This is a genomic window from Christiangramia oceanisediminis, from assembly GCF_022570735.2.
Lineage (GTDB): Bacteria > Bacteroidota > Bacteroidia > Flavobacteriales > Flavobacteriaceae > Christiangramia > Christiangramia oceanisediminis.
Genome location: NZ_JANCNS010000001.1, coordinates 254,289 through 277,274 on the forward strand (window position 1 = coordinate 254,289; position 22,986 = coordinate 277,274).

The following is a 22,986-nucleotide window of genomic DNA, read 5'->3' on the forward strand; positions in this document are numbered from 1 at the left end:
ACAAAAAAGGCCATAAACCGAATTTACAGCTTATGGCCTTTTGAATATTCATTTTAGAATGCTATAGAATTAACATAGCATCCCCATAGGTATAGAACCTGTATTTTTCCTTTACAGCCTCTTCATATGCCTTTTTCATGAAATCGTGACCCGCAAAAGCCGAAACCATCATCAACAAGGTTGACTTTGGTGTGTGGAAATTGGTGATCATACAATTAGCAATATTGAAGTCGTATGGAGGAAAGATGAACTTATTGGTCCATCCGCCAAATTCATTTAAGGTTTGATTAGAAGATACCGCACTCTCCAGTACTCTCATCACGGTAGTTCCAACTGCACAAACCTTTCTTTTCTCAAGTTTGGCTTTGTTGATCACATCAGTTGCTTGTTTTTCAATAAAGGCTTCTTCACTATCCATTTTGTGCTTGGAAAGATCTTCAACCTCAACCGGGCTAAAAGTTCCTAAGCCAACGTGGAGGGTAACTTCTGCAAAATCGATCCCTTTTATCTCTAAACGCTTCAGCAAATGTTTCGAAAAGTGAAGTCCTGCAGTAGGTGCAGCCACAGCTCCTTCTTTCTTTGCATAAATCGTTTGGTAACGCTCTTCATCTTCCGGCTCCACATCTCGCTTGATGTATTTTGGCAGCGGAGTTTGTCCCAGCTCTTTTAATTTTTTGCGGAAATCGCTATACGAGCCGTCGTAAAGGAATCTCAGGGTACGCCCTCTGGAAGTGGTATTATCAATAACCTCTGCTACCAGGCTTTCGTCTTCGCCAAAGTACAGTTTATTACCAATTCTTATTTTTCTTGCAGGATCTACCAGAACATCCCATAATTTGGTTTCCGGGTTCAACTCTCGTAATAAGAAAACTTCAATTCTAGCACCGGTCTTTTCCTTGTTTCCATATAACCTGGCTGGAAAAACCTTGGTATTATTCAGAACCATGACATCTTCTGGCTCAAAATAATCGATTATATCCTTAAACATTTTATGTTCAATCGTCTGTTCCTTGCGGTTAAGAACCATTAACCTGGCTTCATCCCTATTTTCTGAAGGATATTCAGCCAAAAGTTCTTTAGGCAGATCAAAATTGAAGTTCGAAAGTTTCATTCCCATAGTTCCTGTTTTAAAAGCTGCAAATATACAATCTCAAGGTAGGGGTTGTCAAGTAAAAGACTATTTATTTGGGAATTAAACCAATTCTTCGGTTTTAAAGCCCAGTGAATTAAGATCTTTCCAGAAATCGGGGTATGATTTGGAAACCACACCGGCGTCTTCGATCTGCACAGGAACCTTTAAAGCTAGTGGCGCAAAAGCCATTGCCATTCGATGGTCGTGATAGGTCGCTACCTTAACCTGGGTATTCAGGGAACTGGCAGGATATAATTTCAGGCATTCATCGGTTATTTTAACCCTCGCCCCAAATTTTTCCATCTCGTTCTTTAAAGCCTGCAACCTGTCGGTTTCTTTGATCTTCAGGGTATGTAAGCCTTTAAGTTCACATTCCACGCCGAGCGCCAGGCAGGTCACTGCGATGGTTTGTGCGATATCAGGAGAATTTCGAAGGTCTTCCTTTATACTTCTCGCCCGCTGCTGACTGCTTTTCTTCAAAACTATGCTATTGCCCTGAAATTTGGTTTCAACTCCAAAATTCTTATAGATCTCGGCCAGGGCCGAATCTCCCTGCCTGCTGTCCTTGCGGTAATTAGATAACCTGATCTCTGCCGAATCTGAGATCGCAGCCAGGCTGTAAAAGTAGGAAGCTGAACTCCAGTCTGATTCTACAGCGATACTAACGGGTGCTATTTCCTTGGCTGGTTCTATAAAGATACGGTCATGTACAAATTTTCCTTTGAGGCCTGCGTTTTGAAGAATTTCAAGTGTCATTAAAATATAAGGAGTAGAAGTCACAGGCCCTTCCAGCAAGATCTCAAGTCCTTTGGGCAGCGCCGCTCCAATGAGCATCAATGCCGAAATATACTGACTGCTGATGTTGGCCTTCAGCTTAACCGAATCTACATGAAGCTTTTTTCCTCTAATTCGCAATGGTGGATAACCTGAATTTTCAAGGTATTCGATATCTGCTCCCATTCTCTGCAATGCATCTACCAATAACTGAATTGGGCGTTCTTTCATTCGCTTACTACCGGTGATCTCCACTTCGCAGCCTTCCTTTACAGCGAAATAGGCAGTTAAAAAACGCATGGCCGTGCCCGCATGGTGTATATCAATAAGTCCGTCACCCTGTTCCAGTGCCTTTTGCAAAACCTGAGTATCGTCGCTATTTGAAAGGTTTTCTATTGAAATATTCGGATATAAGGCCTGAAGGATGAGCAACCGGTTAGATTCGCTTTTTGAGCCTGTTATTTGCAGATCAGCCTGAAGGGAAGGATTGGAATGAGAAACAGAAAGGGTCATTGAAAAATTTTTAAAGCTAATTTAGTTTTTCTTTTCCTTTGCCCGAAACTGGCCAAGGGATAAAATAAAGCCATAGGCAAATGCTGCCAGTACCTGGGCTATAATAAACCGTATCAATTTACCATCAGCCGTTCGTTCCTCGAAGAATCGTGCAAAGGCAAATTCACCGTACTCAAAAAGCATGCTTATTACATTATACAGAACCAAAAAACTAATGCCAAGCCAGAAAACCGATTTCCAGAACCCCTTTTGAGAAATGGTTGATTTAAAGCTCATCTTATTTCAGTTTTTCATTGTTTTTATGGCGATCGTGATCGCGTTTAGTTTTCAGGTCAAGCTTTCTGTCAAAGGCCTCCTGAAGATCAACGCCTGTTTGATTAGCAAGACACAGTACCACGAATACCACATCGGCAAGTTCTTCTCCAAGATCCTTATTCTTATCGCTTTCCTTTTCACTTTGCTCCCCGTACCTGCGGGCAATTATTCGGGCAACCTCCCCTACTTCTTCAGTAAGCTGAGCCATATTGGTAAGCTCATTAAAATACCGAACACCATGTTCTTTTATCCAGTTATCTACTGCTTTTTGTGAATTTGCCAGGTCCATTTTGATCTTTTTTTCAAAACTAGGCTTTCAATTTATTTTACGGTAATTTAAGGCTACTTAATTTCAGAACCTTTTTTCCGTATCACCGCCTCACTGCATCACCGTATCACCGCATCACCGTATCACCGTATCACCGCATCACCGATTCACCGGCAAATCCCTGAGCCTGTTTCCGGTTGCAGCTGAAATCGCATTAACCACGGCAGCGGCAGATGGTCCCTGTGCTGCTTCTCCAGCGCCTAGTGGTGGCATTTCTGGCCTGTCGATCACCTCTACCTCTACTACCGGGATTTCCTCGAATCTCAACATAGGATAGGTTTCCCAGTCCAGTGAGGTGATCCCGTTTGCATCCCATTTCACCTGTTCCAACAGGGTCCAGCTGGCCGATTGTATCATCCCGCCTTCGGTTTGATTTTTTAATCCGTCCGGGTTTATGCATTCGCCCGAGTCGATCACGCCCCACATCTTTTTGACCACCGCCCATTTTGTTTCTTCTTCTGAAGTTTCCACCAGTGCTGCCACGGCACAATAAGAAGCCGAATTTTTATACTGCGCAAATCCAATTCCGAAGCCCTGCCCTGTTTCTGCCTGAACCCCAGAGGTCATATCCTTTAGCTTTTTCAAACAGTCAATAGCACGTTCATCTTCGAGATGAGCAAGTCGAAATTCGAACGGGTCTTTCCCAGCCTTTTCAGCCAGTTCATCCATAAAACATTCGATCCCGAAAACATTTGCATAGGCACCAAGCCCTCTTAAGGCTGAAATTCGTAACGGACCCTCAAAGATATTTGAAGTAAGTTTGAATGCTCCGGTTTTATAAATAGGTGGTGCATTCCTTATAGCGCCTCCTCTCCAGCCTGGTCCCGGAACGCCAAAGCCTTTTTCCAGGTACCTGCCGGGTAATAAATTCGCTGGATCTCCAGATGTTGGCCGGGTAGAATGTCCATCACTCCAGAGCTCGTAACTCCAGGTCTGGATTTGACCTTTCTCATCCAGGCTGGCTTCATGTTCCATGATCATGGCACTTCCGTAAGGTTCCCAGGCATGCTCTTCCTCTCTCATCCACTGAAGACGAATATGCCTTCCGGGAATTTCCTTAGCCAGTAATGCAGCTTCGGCCGCTACATCGTCGGCGGCATTATGTCCATAACAACCCGATCCGGGCACTCCTTTAATATAAACCTGTTCTTTAGGAAGGTCAAGCATGTTCGCAATTGTATCCCTTAATGGATACACACCCTGGCTATGACACCAGATCTGGAGTACTTCATTTTCATAAATCGCAATCGCACAGCTGGGCCCATTAGCAGCATGCATGATATAGGGTTTGGAATAGGATGCTTTTACAACTTTACCACCGCTAGCGGAAGACCAGTCTCCCCGCTCCTCATCGATGGCCGAATTCGCCGGAAGGGATTTTAAATAGGATTTTAATTCCTCTGGGGTCGAAGGAATAGGCTTGCTTTCCCACTCACATCGTTTGTTTATTTCTTCCTGAAACTTGATGGCCTGGTATTCCTTTTCAGCAATAACTGCCAAAAAAGAACCTTTACGCACCAATTTTACAAAACCCGAAGTATTCGCTAAATTTTGTTCTTCCAAAGCCTTTAATCCGGATTTATAGGAGGGCGGTCTCACAACCCTGGCGTGGAGCATTCCCGGAAACCGAAGATCCTGAACATAAAACTCCTCCCCACGTATCATTTTTTCAAGATCGGGGCGTGGTACGGGCGTACCAACAAGCTTGCGCCTCGTTTTGGCATAAATTTCCTCGGGTTCATAAACCTGTTTGCTAATTTGTTCCCCTTCGATGATCTCTGTCCAGTCGAATTCATCATTCCCGGCCTTAATTTTTCCGTTTTCAAGCCTCATCTCAGATACTGGTAAACCGGTCTTTTCAGCAGCCATACTTATGAGGACTTCCCTGGCACAGGCAGCAGCGCGCCTCACGTTCATCGCGCTGGTTTCTATGGAACGGCTACCGGCGGTAATTCCTTCATCAGGGGTAACACCTGTTTCGGCCAGGTGGATACTTACCCTATCGATTTCTACCTGCAATTCTTCCGCAGCCACCTGCATGACAGCTATGGAGATCCCCTGTCCCAGTTCCATTTTACCGGTTATTACTTTCAGCCTGCCATCGGCCAGCAGTTCCAGCCAGGCATCGATCTGTTCCGGATCTATTTCTTTATTCGAGTAGGGCATTACCGATCCTTTTCCTTCAGAAATACAGGAAAAAGGTCCTAAAAGGGAAAAACCGATGCTGATGCATCCAGCCTGTTTAAGGAAAGTTCTGCGAGTGCTCATGATCTTCTGGCTTTTTGTATGGCTTTCAATATCCGGGAATGCGTACCACAACGGCAAATATTCTTGTCCATGGCCTTACGGATTTCAGAATCTGAAGCATCCGGGTTCTCATCCAGCAAAGAAACGGCATGTATCACCATTCCGTTAAGACAATAACCACATTGCACAGCCTGTTCGTCGATAAATGCCTGCTGAACAGGATGCAGCGAACCATCTTCCCGTGCCAGGCCTTCTAGGCTTACGACCCCCTTACCTTCGGCAGCAGCAACCGGCAACATACAGGAAGGTGTGGCCGTTCCATCCAGAAGAACCATACAGGCGCCGCACTGCTGTAGACCACAGCCAAATTTAGGCCCGTTGAGTTCCAGTTCATTTCGAAGCACATAAAGCAGTGGTGTTGACGGCTCCACATCTGGGGAAACCTGTCTTCCGTTAAGGTAAAAAGAGATTGAACTCATAAGCTACATTTTAGTGATCTCCATCAATTTACGGAAAAAACAATGAATAGCTCATCGCGACCTGCAGTTAGGCAGCAAATAAAAAACCATCCGATTCACGGATGGTTTCGTAATTTTTATGATTCATTACCTTTTATTCGTCGCCTTCTGAAAGCTCTGCAGTATCATCCTGGGCCAGCTTTCCAAAAACGATGGTTTCATTTTGCTTCTCCACGATCTTATCGTAAAATAATTTCAGGCTCTCATATTCGGCTGCGGTGAATACCGGTTTGTTCCAAACAACGATCGACTCTACCCTTAAATAGCCGCCATTTTCCACAGCCGTGAATTTAAAGGTCCCGGCATTTTCAGGTAAGTGGTAAGTAGCCGACTCGGGAAGGGAAACAAGCTCAAAACCTTCAGGCACCATAATATTCACCTGTTTTTGCTCTGCCGACATAAAATCATAGAAAATAGGGTAGGTTCTTGTCTTCGATTTAAACGGGTTCTCTTTAATGGTTTCAAACAAAAACGGTTTTAAATATAGATTTTCACCAATCTGCTCAAGGCCATAGTTAGTATGAAACCTGTAATTTTCACCGATATCGGCTCCCACATCGTGCATATTCTTAACCTGGATCTCTTCTACTTCTATATCACCCATTCTCTCGGTTACCGCTTCATTCATTTCTTCTTCGGTTTTGCTGAAATGTTGATTTCGGTACTTTTTAGCATGTAAACCGTTGAGGGTTTTGGAAAATATGCCATCTAACTGCCCGTCTTCGAATTTAATGTTCATCCGGGAACTATAGCTGGAATGAGCCTGAGGGTAAAGCGGAACCCAATCTGAAGACCCGTTCTCCCTAAGTATCCTTCCCTGCCAGTTCCTGGCCCTCTTTGGCAATTCTCCTATGGCGGCGGTCACATCTGTAGCATCCATTAAGAGTATACCGTCTTCTAACTCGAGGCTGGAAATAACGTAATTAAACCCATCCCGGGTAGGGAAAAGCGGCACGCCATTGTCGGGTGTACTTATTAGAACCGGGCTGGCGTTGAGTTTAGCATACCTCAACATGGCAGTAAGCATCAGGTTGATATCGGCAGTATTCCCAAGTCCTTCCTTATAGGCTTTTTTAGGTCCCTTGTCTGGTACAAAACCATAATACTCATCCCATTTCACCTTCTTCTTAACAAAAGAATATATTCTGGCTGCTTTTTCTAATGGATTGGATACGCCTGCTATCAAAGCATCGATATCATCTTCAAAATACCTGGTTTGATTGATGTCTTTATCCAGGCCAATATCATTGTAAATAGATTTGGTCACTCCTTCCCAGTCGGTAGAATAATTTTCCACTGTGCTTTGAGGGAATTTAGTGTACTGAAGTTCCCATTTGATACAGGCGGCGTAATTGTCAATATAATCTACATAAGGCTCCTCCACCATCGCAGGAATATTTTCCTTTACGATCTCATAGCTATTCATTCTAAACTCAAGTTCGCCTCGCTTAAATCTCCGGCTATCTTCTTTAATGTCGAAACGTATGGGTGATCTAAGGTTATAATGTTTTCTGTAAACCAGGTATTCGGGAATGCTCACCTTCACTTCCAGTTTATTGATGGGGATACTGTATTGTAGTTTGAAATCGTCTATACTTGTAACATATGGAGAGACGATCTCGTACTTATACTCGATTACGCTCCCCTCCTTAACGGCAGGCATGGTAAATTTTGTAGTTTTAAAAAACTTGCTGGACTCTTCCTCGATAACATCATCCTTATCCAGCTTTTCATCCACCAGTTTTCCATCTACCAGGTTATAAGTATAGGCTTTAATCCCTCTAACATCCTCCTCATCACTACCACCTATATACGACCGAACTTCCTTGGTAGCCCAGTCAAAGCCATCTTTGTTATAGATCTTTACCCGCTCGTGAACTTCGGTGATAAGCTGAAAACCTATATGCTGGGAATATTCATAATAGGTTCTGCGGTATTTGTAGAGTATGGCTGCATTGGCTTCCTCCTCTAGTGGATGCTGTTTTTCGGTTACTTCCTCTTCAGAAACCTTTCCGAATTTAAAATCCTGGCTAAAGGAGACCTGGGAAAAAAGGGCTAAAAATAAGATTAGTAGTGATCGGCTCATTTGGTTTAGGTATTAGACTGAACAATCACAGCCTTGAGACCGTTCAGGTGGTTAACGTTGTATATGAATTTTCTAAAATCCGGGTATTTCTCAGCTTCCCACTCGCCTTCTCTAATCTTCATTTTCCTTTTTACATGAATAGACTCCTTTCCGTCATTTTCTGAACTACTGATCTCAATAGACATTTGCCCGTATTCGGTTAGCAAAATTTTGTTTTCGGGTAATGTTTCAATTTGAAAACCTTCCGGAAGCATGAATACGAAATCATCTTCATAGGATCTTCCCCTAAGTAACTTAACCGGTCTTTTACGGTCTTCATTTTTTCCTAATGAAACCTGCTCCTGCTGAATAAAACTTAACGGGAGCAACAATCTTTTACCGGCTTTAGTCGCTAATCTCGCACCGCTGAAATCTATGCTCTCCCTGAATTCGATAGTATCGCGCCTATTCTCAAAATCGATCTTGCTGAAAGTAATATTCTGAAAGCGAGACCACTCATCCAGGTAATACTCTTTCCTGTCTTTTTCGGTCTTGGATTCGAGCCTGTAGACCTCACCGTATGGCACTCCAAAGCTGGAACGCTCCAGGCTGGCCGTGAAATTTCCATCTCCGTCCAGTTCTATTTCACATTTTGTTTTCTGAAGGTTATCATCTTCAGAATATCTTCTTGTTTTCACCAGTTCACCGCCATCTGGCTTCACCCTAAGCACATATCGATCATCGGTAAAATCACCCAAATAATTAAAAGGATCTTCCTGGCTCGTGCATTCAAGCCAGAAATCTTCACCTTTTTCGTTAGGGATATTCAGGATCACATGATTCCCCTGCATTTTGGTAAATTCGGGATCTATATTCCGTTTTTCTCCTCCATATACCACCGAATAATATGACTCAATGCCCTGGCTCTTTAATAAGGCCATTGTATAATTGGTCAAAGCCTTGCAATCGCCGTATCCAAGCCTGTCTACATCTGCTGCAAGCGCTGGTTCCCAGCCTCCAATCCCATACATTACCGCGATATACCTAGTGTTATCCTGTACATACTGGTAAATACGTCTCGCTTTCTCCTCAATTGTGGAAGCATCACTCGTTAGATTGGTGACCTTCTGGATAGTAGCAGCAGGAATTTGATCATGCTCAGCGACCAGTTCATCGTACATCCATTTTCCCATTTCCTCCCAGTTGGAAGCCACACCATCGACTCCTTCAAGGTGAAACTTATCAAGTGCTACCAGTAGTCTTGGAACGAAGGACTTTAAGGACGGACTTAAAATTTCATACTCCACCGCCGGTGCATTCGTTAAATGATATTCCAGTTCATGCTTAGTGTTATTATTTGCGATCTCAAAACCCTGAAAATTTCGTTCTATCGAACGCAATGGAATATTGCCAGGGTTCAAAAGTCGATAGGAAGATTTTTCAACGCTTACATCATAACCTTCCATTGGAAACCAGTCTGGCAAAAAGACTGAATTATTAGTTTCGACTTCGCTGGTATAAGCAACGGTGTACGGATATTGTCGAGGAGTATAATTGAGGTAGCTCACCCGATTATCTGAAAATAGTATAAAGGAATCAAAATTACTCTGGTCTTTAAAATCGCGCGACTTTATCTTATCCACCTCTTCTCCCCGGGAATCGTAGATTATGGCTTCCTGTTCGTTTATTTTAGAACTTTCATCATAAAATTCTAACGCTCTGGTGTAAGAATCGCCAGATTCATTAAAAACGGTAACTACCCTAAAGGTTTTGATAGTAACCTCATCAATAGCCTCCACTTCAATGACGACCTGGTTTTCGCGGATTACAGCATCGGCATTTTTAATTAAGGAAGGATCAATTTTCTCTACAGAATAATTCTGTTGGCCGAATGCCGAAAAAGTACAGCAGGCCAACATGAGTAGGCAATTATATAGGCGCATTAAATTGGATTGGCTTAGTTATCTGCGCAATATATAAAAAATTAACTATAAATTAACTTTTGTTTTTGGAATCAATTATGATCGTGACGGGACCGTCGTTGATCAGCGAAATTTTCATATCTGCTCCAAATCGTCCTTTTCCCACCTGTTTTCCAAATTCCTTTTCAAAATGAGCGATGAATTTCTCGTATAGCGGTTCGGCTACTTCGGGTTTGGCAGCTTTGATATAACTGGGCCGGTTACCTTTCTTTGTGCTGGCGTGCAGGGTGAACTGACTCACGACAATGGCATCGCCATCAACCTGGTTTAATGAGCGATTCATCACGCCCTCATCATCATTAAAGATCCTCATATTGATGATCTTTCGGGTTAACCACTCGATATCTTCCTGGGTATCTTCTTCTTCAATGCCAAGAAGTATCAGGATACCTTCATGGATCACCGCACATAATTTATAATCGATTTTAACTGAAGCTTCTGAAACTCTTTGAAGAACTACTCTCATTTATTTATGTTGATCTATTCGATAATTTTCGTCTTCCCCTTCCATGATCTGAAGATAGCTTTTGTAACGCGACCACGCGATCTCTCCTGTTTCGAGAGCTTCCTTAACCGCACATTTGGGTTCTTCCAGGTGAAGACAGTTATGAAATTTACAGTCTGATTTTCTCTCGAAGAATTCGGGGAAATAATCGCCAACTTCTTCCCTTTCCATATCTACCACTCCAAATCCCTTGATCCCCGGAGTATCGATTATGCGAGCATCAAAACCCAGGTCGAACATCTCAGCAAAGGTGGTGGTATGTTGACCCTGTTGATGTTGTTTGGAGATTTCAGAAGTCTTAAGATCAAGACTTGGTTCGATAGCATTGATCAGCGTGGATTTTCCGGTACCACTATGACCCGAGATCATACTGGTTTTCCCCCTCATCTTTTCTTTAACTTTATCTACGTTCTTCCCTTTTTTTGCAGAAATACCGATGCACTCATAACCTGCAGACCGGTATAATTCGGCCAGGTATTTCACTTCGGCCAGCTCTTCAGGAGAGTAAGTATCAATTTTATTGAAAAGCAGGATTGCAGTTATATCATAAGCTTCAGCAGTAACCAGGAACCTATCTATAAAACTTGTCAGCGTTGGCGGATTATTCAGTGTTACTAATAAAAAGACCTGGTCTATATTCGCCGCAATAATATGGGTTTGCTTGGAAAGATTAACAGACCGCCGAATTATATAATTCTCGCGGTCCTTTATCTTTTTTATTATCCCGGTCCTGCCTTCCACTCCTTCCTCAAGGTCAAAACTCACCACGTCGCCCACAGCAACGGGATTGGTACTTTTTATACCCTGTATTCGGAACTTACCTTTGATCCTGCATTCGTAGAACTCTCCATTTTCGGCCTTAACCTGGTACCAGCTACCTGTAGATTTATAAACGGTTCCCTGCATTAACTAAGAATTACCCACTTCATTTGAAACATAGTTTGCTACAAATCTATGAATTAAATCCCGATGCTATCTACTGGTTTCAATACCATCAAGGATCTTCTGCTGATGGTTGATGGATTCCTGGTGAATAGCCTTGAACATCCTGAGAACAAATTCTTCGCTCAAACCTTTGCTTTCTCCTTCCAGCACCATTTTACCAAGGATCTCGTTCCATCTTTTGGTTTGAAGAATCGCCACGTTCTGATCTTTTTTAACCTTTCCAATTTCCTCGGCGATCTTCATTCTCTTTGCCAGAATTTCCAGGATCTGGCTATCGGTAATATCGATCTTGGATCTTAAATTCTCCAGTTTATTCTGAAATTCTTCGCTTGCTGAAATTTCCTTTCTAACTTTTAAATCCTGCATGATCTTGATTAAGGTTTCAGGTGTAATTTGTTGCGCAGCATCGCTCCAGGCCTTGTCTGGTGTATGATGGGTTTCTACCATGATCCCGTCATAATTAAGATCAAGCGCGGTCTGGCATAGATCGAAAATTATATCCCTTCTTCCTGCAATGTGTGAAGGATCAAGGATTAATGGTAGATCTGGAAACTTGTTCTGAAGTTCGATAGGGATCTGCCATTCAGGGTTGTTTCGGTAACCGGTCTTTTCATAGGCTGAAAATCCTCGGTGGATAACACCCAGCTTCGAAATATCGGCGGTATGTAAGCGTTCAACTGCTCCCAACCACAGGGAAAGATCTGGATTCACCGGGTTTTTAACCAATACGATCTTGTCGGTTCCTTTAAGTGCATCTGCGATTTCCTGAACGATAAAAGGAGAAACGGTGGTTCTCGCTCCTATCCACAGAATATCCACATCATTTTCTAAAGCCAGATCAACGTGGGTTGGATTGGCCACCTCGGTAGTGGTTAACATGCCGGTTTCTTCCTTCGCTTTTTTGAGCCACTTCAGCCCCAAAGCTCCAACACCTTCAAAATTTCCGGGCCGGGTTCTGGGTTTCCAGATTCCAGCGCGCAACACGGTGGCATCGCTATCTTTTAATTGGTGCGCAATTGTTAAAACCTGTTCTTCGGTTTCGGCGCTACATGGGCCTGCGATCACAAGCGGATGTGATAATCCAAAGTCGTCCAGCCAGTTTCTAAGTTCTTTCTTATTTTCCATTTTCCAGTAATTTTAGTTGTTCGTCCTGAGTGATGCCGTTTAAAACATCTTTTATATGATTCGTTTTTTCCATTTCGTTATAAACCTCTTCAAAATTATCGTTCTCCATCAGATCCCTGAACTGCTGAAGGTTAGAAATATATTCGTCCAGGGTTTCCAGCACGTTCTTTTTGTTCTGATTGAAAATCGGGGTCCACATGGCCGGGGAGCTTTTGGCCAGCCTCACTGTGGAAGCAAATCCACTGCCTGCGAGATCAAAAATATCCCTTTCGTTCTTTTCTTTTTCCAGCACCGTTTTTCCCAGCATAAATGAGCTGATGTGTGACAAATGCGACACATAAGCGATATGCCGGTCGTGTGAAGCCGGATCCATATACCGGATGCGCATCCCGATAGCATTAAAAACTTCCAGGGCTCTTTCCTGTAATTTGAAAGCTGTCTTTTCAACTTCACAAATGATATTGGTCTTATTCCTGAACAATCCATGCAATGCGGCGGAAGGACCTGAAAACTCTGTACCCGCGATAGGGTGCCCTGCCAGGTAATTCCTTCGTTTAGGATGCCCCTCAACTGTTTTACAGAGTTGCTCTTTGGTAGAGCCAGCGTCGGTCACCAGGCAATCGTCCTTTACCAGGTCAAGGATCTCCGGAAGCACTTTTAAAGAAGCATCAACCGGGATCGCCAGGTAAACGAAATCTGCCTTTGGCAGATCCTCCCATTCTGCTCGCTCATCGATAAGCCCGTTTTCCAGGGCTTCATCCAAATGCTTTTCACTTTGATCGATCCCGAAGATTCGTGCCCGTTTCATGACAGATTTCAGATCCAGTGCAAAAGACCCACCTATCAATCCGGTTCCTATTAAAAATACATTCATTATTTCAGTCTTTTTAAAGATTCCCTAATTGCCTCTTCCGAAGCGCATAGTGAAAAACGCACATAACCTTCACCCTGGGAACCAAAAATGAAGCCCGGTGCAATAAAAATGTTGTGATCATACAATAATTCATCAACCATTCCTTCAGAAGTCTTTCCTTCAGGCACTTTAGCCCAAATAAACAGACCTACCTGTTCATCGGCGACTTCACATCCAAGATCTTCGATCAACTCCAGCAACATTTTCTTTCTGCCTGAATAAATCTCGTTCTGACTATCGAACCAGGACTGGGAAAGACGCAGCGCCTCAACCGCTCCGGCCTGAACCGGATAGAACATCCCGCTGTCCATATTCGATTTTACTTTGAGAACCGAGTTGATATTTTTCTCAGATCCAACCAGCATTCCCACTCGCCATCCGGCCATATTAAAGCTTTTGCTCAGCGAGTTCAACTCCATCACGTAATCGCTCAGGCCATTACGGGATAAAATACTTCCTGGTTTATCATTCTGAATAAAACTATACGGATTATCATTCACCACCAATATTTCGTGTTCCTCGGCAAATGCAGTTAGTTCTTCAAAAAAGTCTTCTGTAGCTATCGAACCGGTTGGCATATGCGGATAATTCACCCACATCAGCTTTACCTGGCTCAGATCTTCTTTCGCCAAAGCTTCAAGATCGGGCAACCAGTTATTTGCAGCGCTCAACTCATAAGTTCTTTCTTTTGCTTCCAGCAACCTGGTAACCGAACTATAGGTTGGGTATCCGGGATTGGGCAACAACACCTCATCACCCTTGTTCAGAAATGCCATTGAAATATGCATAATCCCTTCCTTACTTCCCATCAACGGCAGAATTTGCGTTTCCGGATCTACGGTTCTGGAATAGAACAGTCGATAGAAATCGGCCATTGCGGTTCTTAAGGCGGCAACGCCTTTATAAGGTTGATACTGGTGAGCGCCGTTGGCAATAAGAGCATCATTAAGGGCTTCGATCACCTGTTTAGGTGGAGGCAGATCGGGACTCCCGATGCCGAGATTAATAATATCCCGCCCTTCAGCTCGAAGATTTGCTACCTCTCTTAATTTTTTTGAGAAGTAATATTCCTGTACGTTATCCAGTCTTTTTGCCGTTATCATGACAATCTGTTTTTATAGATCCCAAATATTTTTAATCCTTCGGTCATTAGTTTAAGCACGTCCATCGCCCGTTCAAAATCTTCAGGACGTTCAAAGATCACATCCACAAAAAATGAATATTTCCAGGGCTCGTCGATAATAGGCAAGGACTGGATCTTGGTCATGTCCAGGTAACAGTCCCGTAAAATATTAAGTACTGAAACCAGGCTTCCACGTTCGCTTTTCAGGTCGAATTTTATAGAAGCTTTATCCAGTTTTTCTCCATTGGGCTCTTTCTGCTCGGTGCCTAAAACTAAAAACCGGGTCGCGTTGCTTTTGATGGTGTGTATTTCTTTTGCGAGAATTTCCAGACCATACATATGAGCGGCAGCCGGGCTTGCCACGGCTCCCACCTTTTTTAATCCTTCATCGTGAATTCGTTTGGCGGCTTCAGCCGTATCCACATCTTCAATAAGCTTGATATGCGTATGTTTCTTAAAAAACTCCTTGCATTGCAGCAAAGCCATGGGATGAGAAAAAACCTTTTTGATATCAGATATCTTCTGGCCTTCCAGGGCCATCAGGTTCATATTTACAGGCGTATAATATTCTCCTATTACGCTCAGGTTATACTCATCTATCAGTGCGTAATTTGGCAAAATTGAACCGGCAATACTATTTTCTATGGCCATCACGGCTTCCTGAGATTCTTTTGCCGCTAGCTTCCGTGCCAGCTCATGGAAAGACAAATGTTCCATTACCTCAACATCCTTATGGTAGTAATCCATCGCCACGAGATGATGAAATGAACCTTTGATTCCCTGTATGCCTATTCTTTTGCTCATATACCTATCAAAAAAAAGTCTCGATTTTTGATCGAGACTTTTATATAATTTTATACTGATTTAATCATATAGCACTCCCGACCCTATCTCTATAAAAGAAATAAAAGTAATAGAATGCGCTCCAGTTGATTAATCGTTTCATTGTCATTATTATGTTGACTAAAGTAGTGCTTAAATTTTATTTTCAAAATTTTTTAATCCGAATTTTTGAAGTTTTCCGAATTTCGAAAGTGACAGGGCCTTTCACTGAGAATTACAATTTCACTTCATTTATTTTCGTTAGAAGATTGAAGATTTTTCAGCGAGCAGCCAGAAAATAATTTCTAATTTTGAAACATGTCTATTTCGGTTAGCAACTTAACAAAGCATTACGGTAACCAGAAAGCGCTGGACCAGGTAAATTTTAAAATCCCGGCAGGCGAGATCGTTGGATTTTTGGGTCCTAATGGAGCGGGAAAATCTACCCTGATGAAGATCCTTACCGGATACCTTTCCGTAGATGAAGGCCAGGCCGAAGTAAGCGGATTAAAACTTCCCGGGGACACTACCGAAATTCAGAAACGCATAGGCTACCTGCCGGAACATAACCCGCTTTACACCGATATGTATATTCGGGAATACCTGGCATTTTGTGCTTCGGTCTATAAAACCGATCGAAATAGGATCGAAGAAGTGATCGAACTTACCGGGCTGAAACCGGAAGCCAACAAAAAGATAGACCAATTATCTAAAGGTTATCGCCAGCGGGTTGGTCTTGCGGCGGCACTTTTACATGATCCCGAGGTTCTTATCCTGGACGAACCAACAACCGGACTGGATCCTAATCAATTAGTAGAGATTCGAGCGCTGATAAAAAATATTGGAAGTGAAAGCAGTGATGGAAAACCTGGAAAAACGGTATTCCTTTCCACCCATATCATGCAGGAAGTGGAAGCGATTTGTGACCGGGTGATCATCATCAATAATGGGCAGATCGTAGCCGACAGGCGCCTAAAGGATCTTAGGGATGATGATGAACAGGTGATCTTTGTAGAATTCGATTATCGCATCGAAGAGGTGGCTCTTGAAAAGCTCCCTCATCTTTCCTCGGCTAAAAATACAGGCGGATTCACCTACGAACTCATCTTTGACACTAATAAAGATATGAGACCGGCAGTATTCGATTTTGCTCACGATAACGGACTTAAGACACTACAACTCATTCGGAAAACAAAAAACCTGGAAAGCCTTTTCGCTGAATTGACCTCAACCTCGAAATCTTAAAGTTACTACTCCCTTCAAATTCCTGAAAATAAAAGCTTAAAATTAGGATTTGATTCGATTTTGGTGCAATTTTACATCAAATCTACAGAAGATGCCACGACAAAGTATTTCCTTTACCCATCCTAACGATGAATGGTTAAAAGACCAGGTAGACAGCAAAGAATACTCAAGCAAAAGCGAGGTAGTTAATGATCTCATCAGGCAGGCCAGGAAGCAACAGGTTCAAATTGACTGGATACGTGCAAAACTTGAAAAGGCTGAAAAAAGCGGCTTTACGTCCAACACCAAACAAGAAATCTTAGCACAATCAAAATCGGGCTTTAATGAGTAATTATAAATTAAGTATTGCTGCAAAGCAGGACTTAATACGAATTCACCAATACGGGATGAAAAGGTTTGGTGAAGTTCAGGCCGATAAATACTTTGAAACTTTCTTTGAATATTTTAAAATAATTGCCGATCAGCCATATTCTTTTGAGGCTGTAGACCATATTAAACCTGGTTATAGGAGATGTGTTTGTGGTGTAGACAGTATTTATTACCGAATAATCCAGAGTAAAGTTGAAATCATGACCATAATTGGAAGGCAGGATTTGAATAAAATTTAAGTTTTTGATCCCTTAAAATTAAAATTGGTCAAAAACGAACTAGTCTGAAAATTTATCGGTTTACTCAAAAATAAGCTCTCCTTTAAAATGTTCGGTCACTTCAACAACAGGCGGCCTGTTAACCGAGATAATATCCCCGTAACTGTAAATATTTCCTCTTAAAGATTGTTGTGGATTGATGATAAGCTTATTCGTCCCCCGGTGAAAAACATCATAATGTTGCACGATGAGATCACGGGCTTCCAGCCTGCCGTCTCCAGCAGCGAAGAAAGCATCGAAATTCTCTACTTTCCCTGTCAGGAAATAATTGGAAATATGATCGGTAGTGATTCGCAGATTCTGAACATCAAGATCCAGTTTAAAATCTCCATCTGTATGAATATCGGGATCTTTTTCCTGGTTAAGAGACCTGAGCCATAGATCGGGATAGGTAAGTGTCCCTATACTTTCAATAGTACTCGAAGTGCTGGTTTGTATCCAGTTGATATTCGGACTGGTCACATACACTTTAGTGATTTCATAATCCCTGAAAAGGTTACAGGCATTGTCATTTTCAAGGATCAGTCTTCCATTTTCAACCTGAGCACTTACTTCATTAAGTAAATTCTCACCGGTTTCGATCACCACTTTCTGCTCGGGACCTTCTTCGATGAACAACTTCACCCGTTCAAAAACAAAGATCTCGTTGAAGGATTCCAATTTCACTTCCTGTTGAACTATGGTTCCGGCAGTCTGGATACAATCTGGAGCATCTTCGGTACTACAACCAAACAGGAGGCTTAAAAAAATTATGGCCAAAACTTTTCTCATAATCTATATCCAATTGAAAATTCTACGGCTTCGGCATTTGCTCCATGCGAACGAACCGTGGCAGATGCCCACCAGTCTTCTGTGATCTCCCGTTGTAAGCCAATACGGTTATACACCTGCTCCACATAAGTTGTATATGGATAATAAGCGTAATATCCCAGATGCGTGATAAGCGAAAGTTTATTGAAACTAAGCTTATGGCCAACAAATACGCCAACTCTTTTAGAATCTGCATCCGGGTCATTATTTTGCTGTGGAAAGGCTGCTGCTTTATATGCTATAAATTCCTCCAAAGCGCAGGACATGATCAGCTCGGTTCCGGCCTGAATAGTGCTTTTTCGGTTCAGGGTCTTATCGGCATAGGCAGCGATGGTCATAAACGGCAATTGCGGTGACCCCACCACCCCGGTAGAATTCACCCCGCTTCGAATCGCTAAATTAAGATGCACCGGTTCGGTATATTTTTCCCTTGGGCCCTTCGGAATATAATCGGGATGAGCTTCATGATCCAGCAAATAGTTTACCCCAAAATTAAAAGTAAAAGTATTGGTACTGTTGTTAGGCGATTTAAAATCGGCATTCGAATAATGAATAATGGTAACTCCTGCCTGTAATCCCAGCCCATCAATGATATTCTGTTTGTGGTAATTCCCCATCAGGTAAGTCGTGCTCAGCACATGTGAACCATAGGCATTGTTCAGGTAGTTCTCATCTGGGTGATACGGATTGGTATTATAGGCCAGTCCCTGTCCCACCCTGAACATCAGATTCCGCTTGAAAAAATAGAAATTGAAATGAGCATAAAGGCCATAGGTCTCGCCCAGGCTCTGATTTTTCATATCCTGGTAAGCGAATGAATAGCCAAAATCAGGATAATTATAGCGGCGTTCCCATTCTTTAAGACCGTAAGTCTTTTGATTCCAGCTTAACAAAACCCCGGTTGGATGGCCGGTGATCAGGTGCCCGATATCCGGATTATGTTCCAGGATACTTCCGTAGAAATAGTTACCATCTATCGAAAAGTATTTAGGTGGCTTTTCTTCCTGGGCCTGTAAAAAGCTGGTTAAAAGAAGCAGGCAGAGGGCAATTTTCTTCATACGTGGGCAAATCTAATATATTTACGAAAATATCTCCTGCCCGGTTCACGAACTTTGATCTTAAAAAACTGCCTCGGCTATTTTTTGAATATTCGAGCTTTTTCCCATCGAATAATAATGAACGGTTGGCACTCCAGCCTCTACAAGTTCTTTGGATTGCTTGATACACCATTCCACGCCTACCTGTCTTACTTCAGCATTCGATTTACATTTTTCAACCTCCAGGATCAGCTCCTCCGGAAGATCTATTTTAAAAACCTGGGGTAATAACTGCAAATGCCTCTTGATGGCAATGGGTTTGATCCCCGGAATAATAGGCACATCAATTCCCATATCTTTTGCAGCCTTCACAAAAGCAAAGAATTTTGAATTATCGAAGAACATCTGCGTCACTACATAATCGGCGCCCGAATCCACTTTTTCCTTCAGCCTTTTCAGGTCAGATTGCAACGAAGGCGCTTCCAGGTGTTTTTCCGGGTATCCGGCAACGCCAATGCAAAAATCGGCTTTATCATCAGCTTCGATTACTTCATGAAGATATTTCCCTTTGTTCAGGTTGGTGATCTGTTTCACCAGGTCGCAGGCATAGGAATGACCGCCATTTGAAGGCTCAAAATATTTTTGATGACTCATCGCATCCCCGCGCAGGGCCATGATATTTTCAATCCCCAGGTAATGACAATCTACCAGCAAATATTCGGTTTCCTCTTTTGAAAAACCACCGCAAAGCACATGCGGAACGGTATCCACATTATATTTATGCTTGATCGCTGCACAGATCCCAACAGTTCCGGGGCGCATACGTGTGATCTTCCGGTCCAGCAATCCGTCTTTTTCCACGTACACATATTCTTCCCTCGAAGTGGTCACATCAATGAACGGAGGTTTAAATTCCATTAGCGGATCTATATTATCATAGAGTTCCTGGATGTTCTTTCCTTTCTTCGGTGGAATGATCTCGAAGGAAAAAAGTGTTTTTCCGTTCGCTTTTTTAATGTGTTCGGTAACCTTCATATTAATCTAATTATACTTTTCTGGGCGTTGCCCATCGGGCCGGGCTTTCCGCTTTATCTTTGATTCATGCTTCGACAAGCTCAGCATTTCATCAAAGGATGCCGCTGCAGTCCCTAACGCAGTTTTTTAGCAGACCTCACAGGTTTTGAAAACCTGTGAGGTCTAAATCTTTTCTCAATTCTCAATACTAACTACTCCATACTAATCCGCTATATTCGGATTCAGCCATTTCTCTGCTTTCTTATACTCTATTCCTTTCCGTTCAGCAAAATCCTTAACCTGGTCTTCCTTTATTTTTCCAAGGCCAAAATACCTTGCTTGCGGATTTGCAAAATAATAGCCGCTAACGCTGGCTGCAGGCCACATGGCCAGGCTTTCCGTAAGCTCTACTCCTATTCTTTCCTTTACTTTCAAAACTTCCCAGATGGTTATTTTTTCCAGGTGATCGGGACAGGCCGGATAACCGGGTGCGGGACGAATTCCTTTATATTCTTCTTTGATCAGGTCTTCGTTGCTCAGGTTTTCTTCCGAAGCATAACCCCAGTGTTCCTTCCTTATTCGCTCATGTAAATATTCGGCAAAAGCTTCAGCCAGTCGGTCGGCCAGTGCTTTGATCATGATCGAGTTGTAATCGTCATGATCCTTCTCGAATTTTTCGGCTAGTTCTTGTGTTCCAAATCCCGTGGTCACACAAAAACAACCCATATAATCCTGAATTCCGGAATCCTTTGGAGCTACGAAATCTGCCAAAGCGAAATTTGGTTGATCAGCATGTTTTTTCAGTTGCTGTCGCAGCATTCTGAAAACCCCTTTTTTCTCATTAGAATTTTCAGAATATTGAATTTCAATATCATCGTCATTGATCGAGTTAGCTTCGAATAATCCAAAAACAGCTTTTGCTTTCAGTAATCTTTCGTCCAGAATTCTCTTCAATAAAGCCTGGGCATCGTTAAATAAACTTTGTGCCTGCTCACCAACTTTTTCGTCCTTCAGAATATTAGGATATCGGCCATGTAAATCCCAGCTTCTAAAAAACGGACTCCAGTCTATATAATCCAGTAGCTTTGCCAGATCAAAATCATCGATCTGCTGTATCCCTAATTCATTAGGTTTTTGGATCGGCGTATTTTTCCAGTCGATTTGAAATTTATTCTCTCGAGCCTCATCAATGCTCAAAAATGATTTCACCTTACTTCGCTTGCTGAAATTCTTTCGGAACTTATCATATTGCAGCTTCAGATCATTCTTATATTTCTCGCGGGTAGCTTCTTTTAAGAGGTCACCTACTACAGTCACCGCCCGTGAAGCATCATTTACGTGGGCGACCGCATGTTTGTATTGCGGATCTATCTTTACGGCCGTATGCGCTTTGGAAGTTGTTGCTCCACCGATCAGCAGTGGAACTGAAAATTCCTGGCGTTCCATTTCTTTTGCCAGAAATACCATTTCATCCAGCGACGGAGTAATGAGTCCGCTTAGGCCGATCACATCCACCTGCTCCTTTTTGGCAGTTTCGATGATCTTTTCAGGTGGCACCATCACACCCAGGTCGATTATTTCATAATTATTACAACCCAGAACAACAGAGACAATATTTTTCCCGATATCATGTACATCACCCTTTACAGTCGCCATCAACACCTTACCAGCCGATTGACGTTTATTGGATTTATCTGCTTCTATGTATGGTAGCAGATAGGCCACCGCTTTTTTCATCACTCGTGCCGATTTCACCACCTGTGGCAGGAACATTTTCCCGCTTCCAAATAAGTCGCCGACTACGTTCATCCCGATCATCAGCGGACCTTCGATCACTTCAAGCGGTTTTTCAGCCTGTTGCCGGGCTTGTTCAATATCCTCTAAAATATAGGCGTCGATCCCTTTTACCAGGGCATGGGTAATTCGTTCCTGTAGTGGATTTTCTCTCCAGGAGAGATCCACTTTATTTTCCTTTTTTCTACCGACAACGTTTTCAGCAAAATCGAGCAAACGTTCCGTAGCATCATCTCGTCTATCAAGGATCACATCTTCCACATGCTCCAGTAGATCCTTGGGGATCTCATCATAAACTTCCAGCAAAGATGGATTCACGATGCCAATATTCATCCCGGCTTTTATCGCATGGTAAAGGAAAACCGAATGCATAGCTTCCCTTACCGGGTTATTCCCTCGAAAAGAAAAGGATACATTGCTCACTCCGCCACTAACGCTGCAAAAAGGCAGGTTTTCTTTTACCCAACGGGTTCCTTCAATAAAATCGATGGCATTTCTTTTATGCTCATCCATTCCGGTTCCAACCGGGAAAATATTCAGATCGAAAATGATATCCTGAGGTGGGAACTTCACCTTATTCACCAGGATATCATAGGAGCGTTTTGCGATCTCGATCCGTCTTTCATAATTATCGGCCTGCCCAACCTCATCAAAGGCCATCACGATCACCGCGGCGCCGTATCGTTTTATCTTTTTGGCATTTTCGATGAATTCCTCCTCGCCTTCTTTCAGGCTGATGGAATTCACCACGCATTTCCCCTGCACCACCTGCAAACCGGCCTCGATGATCTCCCATTTGGAACTATCTATCATGATCGGTACCCGGGCGATATCAGGTTCAGCTACCACGAGATTCAGGAATTTCACCATAGCTTCCTTACCGTCGATCAATCCATCATCCATATTCACATCGATGATCTGGGCGCCATTTTCCACCTGCTCACGAGCCACTTCAAGGGCTTCATCAAATTTCTCCTCTTTAATCAACCTCAGGAATTTTCGCGAACCGGCAACATTAGTACGCTCCCCAACGTTGATAAAGTTGCTTTCCGGAGTGATCACCAGTGGTTCGAGTCCTGACAATTTTAAAGGTCTGATCTCCTTCTTATTATTTGTAGTAGTTATACTCATA

Annotated in this window: 21 protein-coding genes; 3 read left to right on the forward strand and 18 right to left on the reverse strand. The window is 42.8% G+C overall.

Annotated elements, in window-relative coordinates; translation table 11 throughout:
- Positions 1–61: 61 nt before the first annotated feature.
- From queA to MKO06_RS01195, 14 genes are all read right to left on the reverse strand, one after another.
- Positions 62–1,111 (reverse strand): tRNA preQ1(34) S-adenosylmethionine ribosyltransferase-isomerase QueA, encoded by a 1,050-nt coding sequence (queA, locus tag MKO06_RS01130; RefSeq protein WP_241551043.1) that lies wholly within the window; start codon positions 1,109–1,111, stop codon positions 62–64.
- A gap of 81 nt (positions 1,112–1,192) precedes the next feature.
- Positions 1,193–2,419 (reverse strand): 3-phosphoshikimate 1-carboxyvinyltransferase, encoded by a 1,227-nt coding sequence (aroA, locus tag MKO06_RS01135; RefSeq protein WP_241550499.1) that lies wholly within the window; start codon positions 2,417–2,419, stop codon positions 1,193–1,195.
- A gap of 21 nt (positions 2,420–2,440) precedes the next feature.
- Positions 2,441–2,695: a hypothetical protein gene (locus tag MKO06_RS01140; protein WP_241550500.1), complete on the reverse strand. Its 255-nt coding sequence runs from the start codon at positions 2,693–2,695 to the stop codon at positions 2,441–2,443.
- A gap of 1 nt (position 2,696) precedes the next feature.
- Entirely contained in the window at positions 2,697–3,023 is a 327-nt protein-coding gene (locus MKO06_RS01145) for a nucleotide pyrophosphohydrolase (protein WP_241550501.1), read from the reverse strand.
- Positions 3,024–3,161: 138 nt separating this feature from the next.
- A complete protein-coding gene (locus MKO06_RS01150; protein ID WP_241550502.1) occupies positions 3,162–5,330 on the reverse strand; it encodes a molybdopterin cofactor-binding domain-containing protein in 2,169 nt (722 codons plus the stop codon).
- Positions 5,327–5,788, reverse strand: a complete 462-nt coding sequence (locus tag MKO06_RS01155) for a (2Fe-2S)-binding protein (protein ID WP_241550503.1) — start codon at positions 5,786–5,788, stop codon at positions 5,327–5,329. The genes MKO06_RS01150 and MKO06_RS01155 overlap by 4 nt, the downstream gene beginning before the upstream one ends.
- Before the next feature lie 133 nt (positions 5,789–5,921).
- Positions 5,922–7,913 carry a transglutaminase family protein gene (locus tag MKO06_RS01160; protein WP_241550504.1) on the reverse strand — a complete coding sequence of 664 codons (1,992 nt, stop codon included), beginning with the start codon at positions 7,911–7,913 and terminating at the stop codon, positions 5,922–5,924.
- 5 nt (positions 7,914–7,918) lie between these two features.
- Positions 7,919–9,811, reverse strand: a complete 1,893-nt coding sequence (locus MKO06_RS01165; protein WP_256946142.1) for a DUF3857 domain-containing protein — start codon at positions 9,809–9,811, stop codon at positions 7,919–7,921.
- 76 nt (positions 9,812–9,887) lie between these two features.
- Positions 9,888–10,340 (reverse strand): D-aminoacyl-tRNA deacylase, encoded by a 453-nt coding sequence (gene dtd / locus MKO06_RS01170; RefSeq protein WP_241550506.1) that lies wholly within the window; start codon positions 10,338–10,340, stop codon positions 9,888–9,890.
- Positions 10,341–11,285: a ribosome small subunit-dependent GTPase A gene (gene rsgA / locus MKO06_RS01175; protein WP_241550507.1), complete on the reverse strand. Its 945-nt coding sequence runs from the start codon at positions 11,283–11,285 to the stop codon at positions 10,341–10,343.
- 66 nt (positions 11,286–11,351) lie between these two features.
- Positions 11,352–12,449 carry a bifunctional 3-deoxy-7-phosphoheptulonate synthase/chorismate mutase type II gene (locus MKO06_RS01180; protein WP_241550508.1) on the reverse strand — a complete coding sequence of 366 codons (1,098 nt, stop codon included), beginning with the start codon at positions 12,447–12,449 and terminating at the stop codon, positions 11,352–11,354.
- Positions 12,439–13,323 (reverse strand): prephenate dehydrogenase, encoded by an 885-nt coding sequence (locus tag MKO06_RS01185; RefSeq protein WP_241550509.1) that lies wholly within the window; start codon positions 13,321–13,323, stop codon positions 12,439–12,441. The genes MKO06_RS01180 and MKO06_RS01185 overlap by 11 nt, the downstream gene beginning before the upstream one ends.
- Positions 13,323–14,465, reverse strand: coding sequence for a pyridoxal phosphate-dependent aminotransferase (locus MKO06_RS01190; RefSeq protein ID WP_241550510.1), 1,143 nt, complete (start codon positions 14,463–14,465; stop codon positions 13,323–13,325). Before MKO06_RS01190 ends, MKO06_RS01185 begins: the two co-directional genes overlap by 1 nt.
- On the reverse strand, positions 14,462–15,289 hold the full coding sequence (locus tag MKO06_RS01195) for a prephenate dehydratase (RefSeq protein WP_241550511.1): 828 nt from the start codon (positions 15,287–15,289) through the stop codon (positions 14,462–14,464). Before MKO06_RS01195 ends, MKO06_RS01190 begins: the two co-directional genes overlap by 4 nt.
- Before the next feature lie 336 nt (positions 15,290–15,625).
- Here MKO06_RS01195 and gldA point away from each other — a divergent pair, with 336 nt between their 5' ends.
- The 3 genes from gldA to MKO06_RS01210 all read left to right on the forward strand — a co-directional run bounded on the left by gldA (position 15,626) and on the right by MKO06_RS01210 (position 17,160).
- Positions 15,626–16,552 (forward strand): gliding motility-associated ABC transporter ATP-binding subunit GldA, encoded by a 927-nt coding sequence (gene gldA, locus MKO06_RS01200; protein WP_241550512.1) that lies wholly within the window; start codon positions 15,626–15,628, stop codon positions 16,550–16,552.
- 91 nt (positions 16,553–16,643) lie between these two features.
- The gene (locus MKO06_RS01205; RefSeq protein ID WP_241550513.1) at positions 16,644–16,883 is read left to right on the forward strand and encodes a ribbon-helix-helix domain-containing protein; all 240 of its coding nucleotides are present in this window, start codon (positions 16,644–16,646) and stop codon (positions 16,881–16,883) included.
- Positions 16,876–17,160 (forward strand): type II toxin-antitoxin system RelE/ParE family toxin, encoded by a 285-nt coding sequence (locus MKO06_RS01210; protein ID WP_241550514.1) that lies wholly within the window; start codon positions 16,876–16,878, stop codon positions 17,158–17,160. The genes MKO06_RS01205 and MKO06_RS01210 overlap by 8 nt, the downstream gene beginning before the upstream one ends.
- A 60-nt stretch (positions 17,161–17,220) precedes the next feature.
- On the opposite strand, the gene MKO06_RS01215 is transcribed toward MKO06_RS01210, so the two are convergent.
- From MKO06_RS01215 to metH, 4 genes are all read right to left on the reverse strand, one after another.
- The gene (locus tag MKO06_RS01215; RefSeq protein ID WP_241550515.1) at positions 17,221–17,970 is read right to left on the reverse strand and encodes a head GIN domain-containing protein; all 750 of its coding nucleotides are present in this window, start codon (positions 17,968–17,970) and stop codon (positions 17,221–17,223) included.
- On the reverse strand, positions 17,967–19,067 hold the full coding sequence (locus tag MKO06_RS01220) for an acyloxyacyl hydrolase (RefSeq protein WP_241550516.1): 1,101 nt from the start codon (positions 19,065–19,067) through the stop codon (positions 17,967–17,969). The genes MKO06_RS01215 and MKO06_RS01220 overlap by 4 nt, the downstream gene beginning before the upstream one ends.
- A gap of 60 nt (positions 19,068–19,127) precedes the next feature.
- The gene (gene metF / locus MKO06_RS01225) at positions 19,128–20,081 is read right to left on the reverse strand and encodes a methylenetetrahydrofolate reductase [NAD(P)H] (RefSeq protein WP_241550517.1); all 954 of its coding nucleotides are present in this window, start codon (positions 20,079–20,081) and stop codon (positions 19,128–19,130) included.
- Positions 20,082–20,282: 201 nt separating this feature from the next.
- Positions 20,283–22,985, reverse strand: coding sequence for a methionine synthase (gene metH / locus MKO06_RS01230; RefSeq protein WP_241550518.1), 2,703 nt, complete (start codon positions 22,983–22,985; stop codon positions 20,283–20,285).
- Position 22,986: the final 1 nt, after the last annotated feature.

Coding starts and splice junctions, on each gene's coding strand:
- MKO06_RS01210 (WP_241550514.1), top strand. CDS start 16,876: ATGAGTAATTATAAATTAAGTATTGCTGCAAAGCAGGACTTAATACGA.
- dtd (WP_241550506.1), bottom strand. CDS start 10,340: ATGAGAGTAGTTCTTCAAAGAGTTTCAGAAGCTTCAGTTAAAATCGAT.
- queA (WP_241551043.1), bottom strand. CDS start 1,111: ATGAAACTTTCGAACTTCAATTTTGATCTGCCTAAAGAACTTTTGGCT.
- MKO06_RS01150 (WP_241550502.1), bottom strand. CDS start 5,330: ATGAGCACTCGCAGAACTTTCCTTAAACAGGCTGGATGCATCAGCATC.
- metH (WP_241550518.1), bottom strand. CDS start 22,985: ATGAGTATAACTACTACAAATAATAAGAAGGAGATCAGACCTTTAAAA.
- MKO06_RS01160 (WP_241550504.1), bottom strand. CDS start 7,913: ATGAGCCGATCACTACTAATCTTATTTTTAGCCCTTTTTTCCCAGGTC.
- gldA (WP_241550512.1), top strand. CDS start 15,626: ATGTCTATTTCGGTTAGCAACTTAACAAAGCATTACGGTAACCAGAAA.
- rsgA (WP_241550507.1), bottom strand. CDS start 11,285: ATGCAGGGAACCGTTTATAAATCTACAGGTAGCTGGTACCAGGTTAAG.
- MKO06_RS01180 (WP_241550508.1), bottom strand. CDS start 12,449: ATGGAAAATAAGAAAGAACTTAGAAACTGGCTGGACGACTTTGGATTA.
- MKO06_RS01165 (WP_256946142.1), bottom strand. CDS start 9,811: ATGTTGGCCTGCTGTACTTTTTCGGCATTCGGCCAACAGAATTATTCT.
- MKO06_RS01205 (WP_241550513.1), top strand. CDS start 16,644: ATGCCACGACAAAGTATTTCCTTTACCCATCCTAACGATGAATGGTTA.
- MKO06_RS01185 (WP_241550509.1), bottom strand. CDS start 13,323: ATGAATGTATTTTTAATAGGAACCGGATTGATAGGTGGGTCTTTTGCA.
- MKO06_RS01145 (WP_241550501.1), bottom strand. CDS start 3,023: ATGGACCTGGCAAATTCACAAAAAGCAGTAGATAACTGGATAAAAGAA.
- MKO06_RS01195 (WP_241550511.1), bottom strand. CDS start 15,289: ATGAGCAAAAGAATAGGCATACAGGGAATCAAAGGTTCATTTCATCAT.
- aroA (WP_241550499.1), bottom strand. CDS start 2,419: ATGACCCTTTCTGTTTCTCATTCCAATCCTTCCCTTCAGGCTGATCTG.
- MKO06_RS01220 (WP_241550516.1), bottom strand. CDS start 19,067: ATGAAGAAAATTGCCCTCTGCCTGCTTCTTTTAACCAGCTTTTTACAG.
- MKO06_RS01190 (WP_241550510.1), bottom strand. CDS start 14,465: ATGATAACGGCAAAAAGACTGGATAACGTACAGGAATATTACTTCTCA.
- MKO06_RS01215 (WP_241550515.1), bottom strand. CDS start 17,970: ATGAGAAAAGTTTTGGCCATAATTTTTTTAAGCCTCCTGTTTGGTTGT.
- MKO06_RS01140 (WP_241550500.1), bottom strand. CDS start 2,695: ATGAGCTTTAAATCAACCATTTCTCAAAAGGGGTTCTGGAAATCGGTT.
- MKO06_RS01155 (WP_241550503.1), bottom strand. CDS start 5,788: ATGAGTTCAATCTCTTTTTACCTTAACGGAAGACAGGTTTCCCCAGAT.
- metF (WP_241550517.1), bottom strand. CDS start 20,081: ATGAAGGTTACCGAACACATTAAAAAAGCGAACGGAAAAACACTTTTT.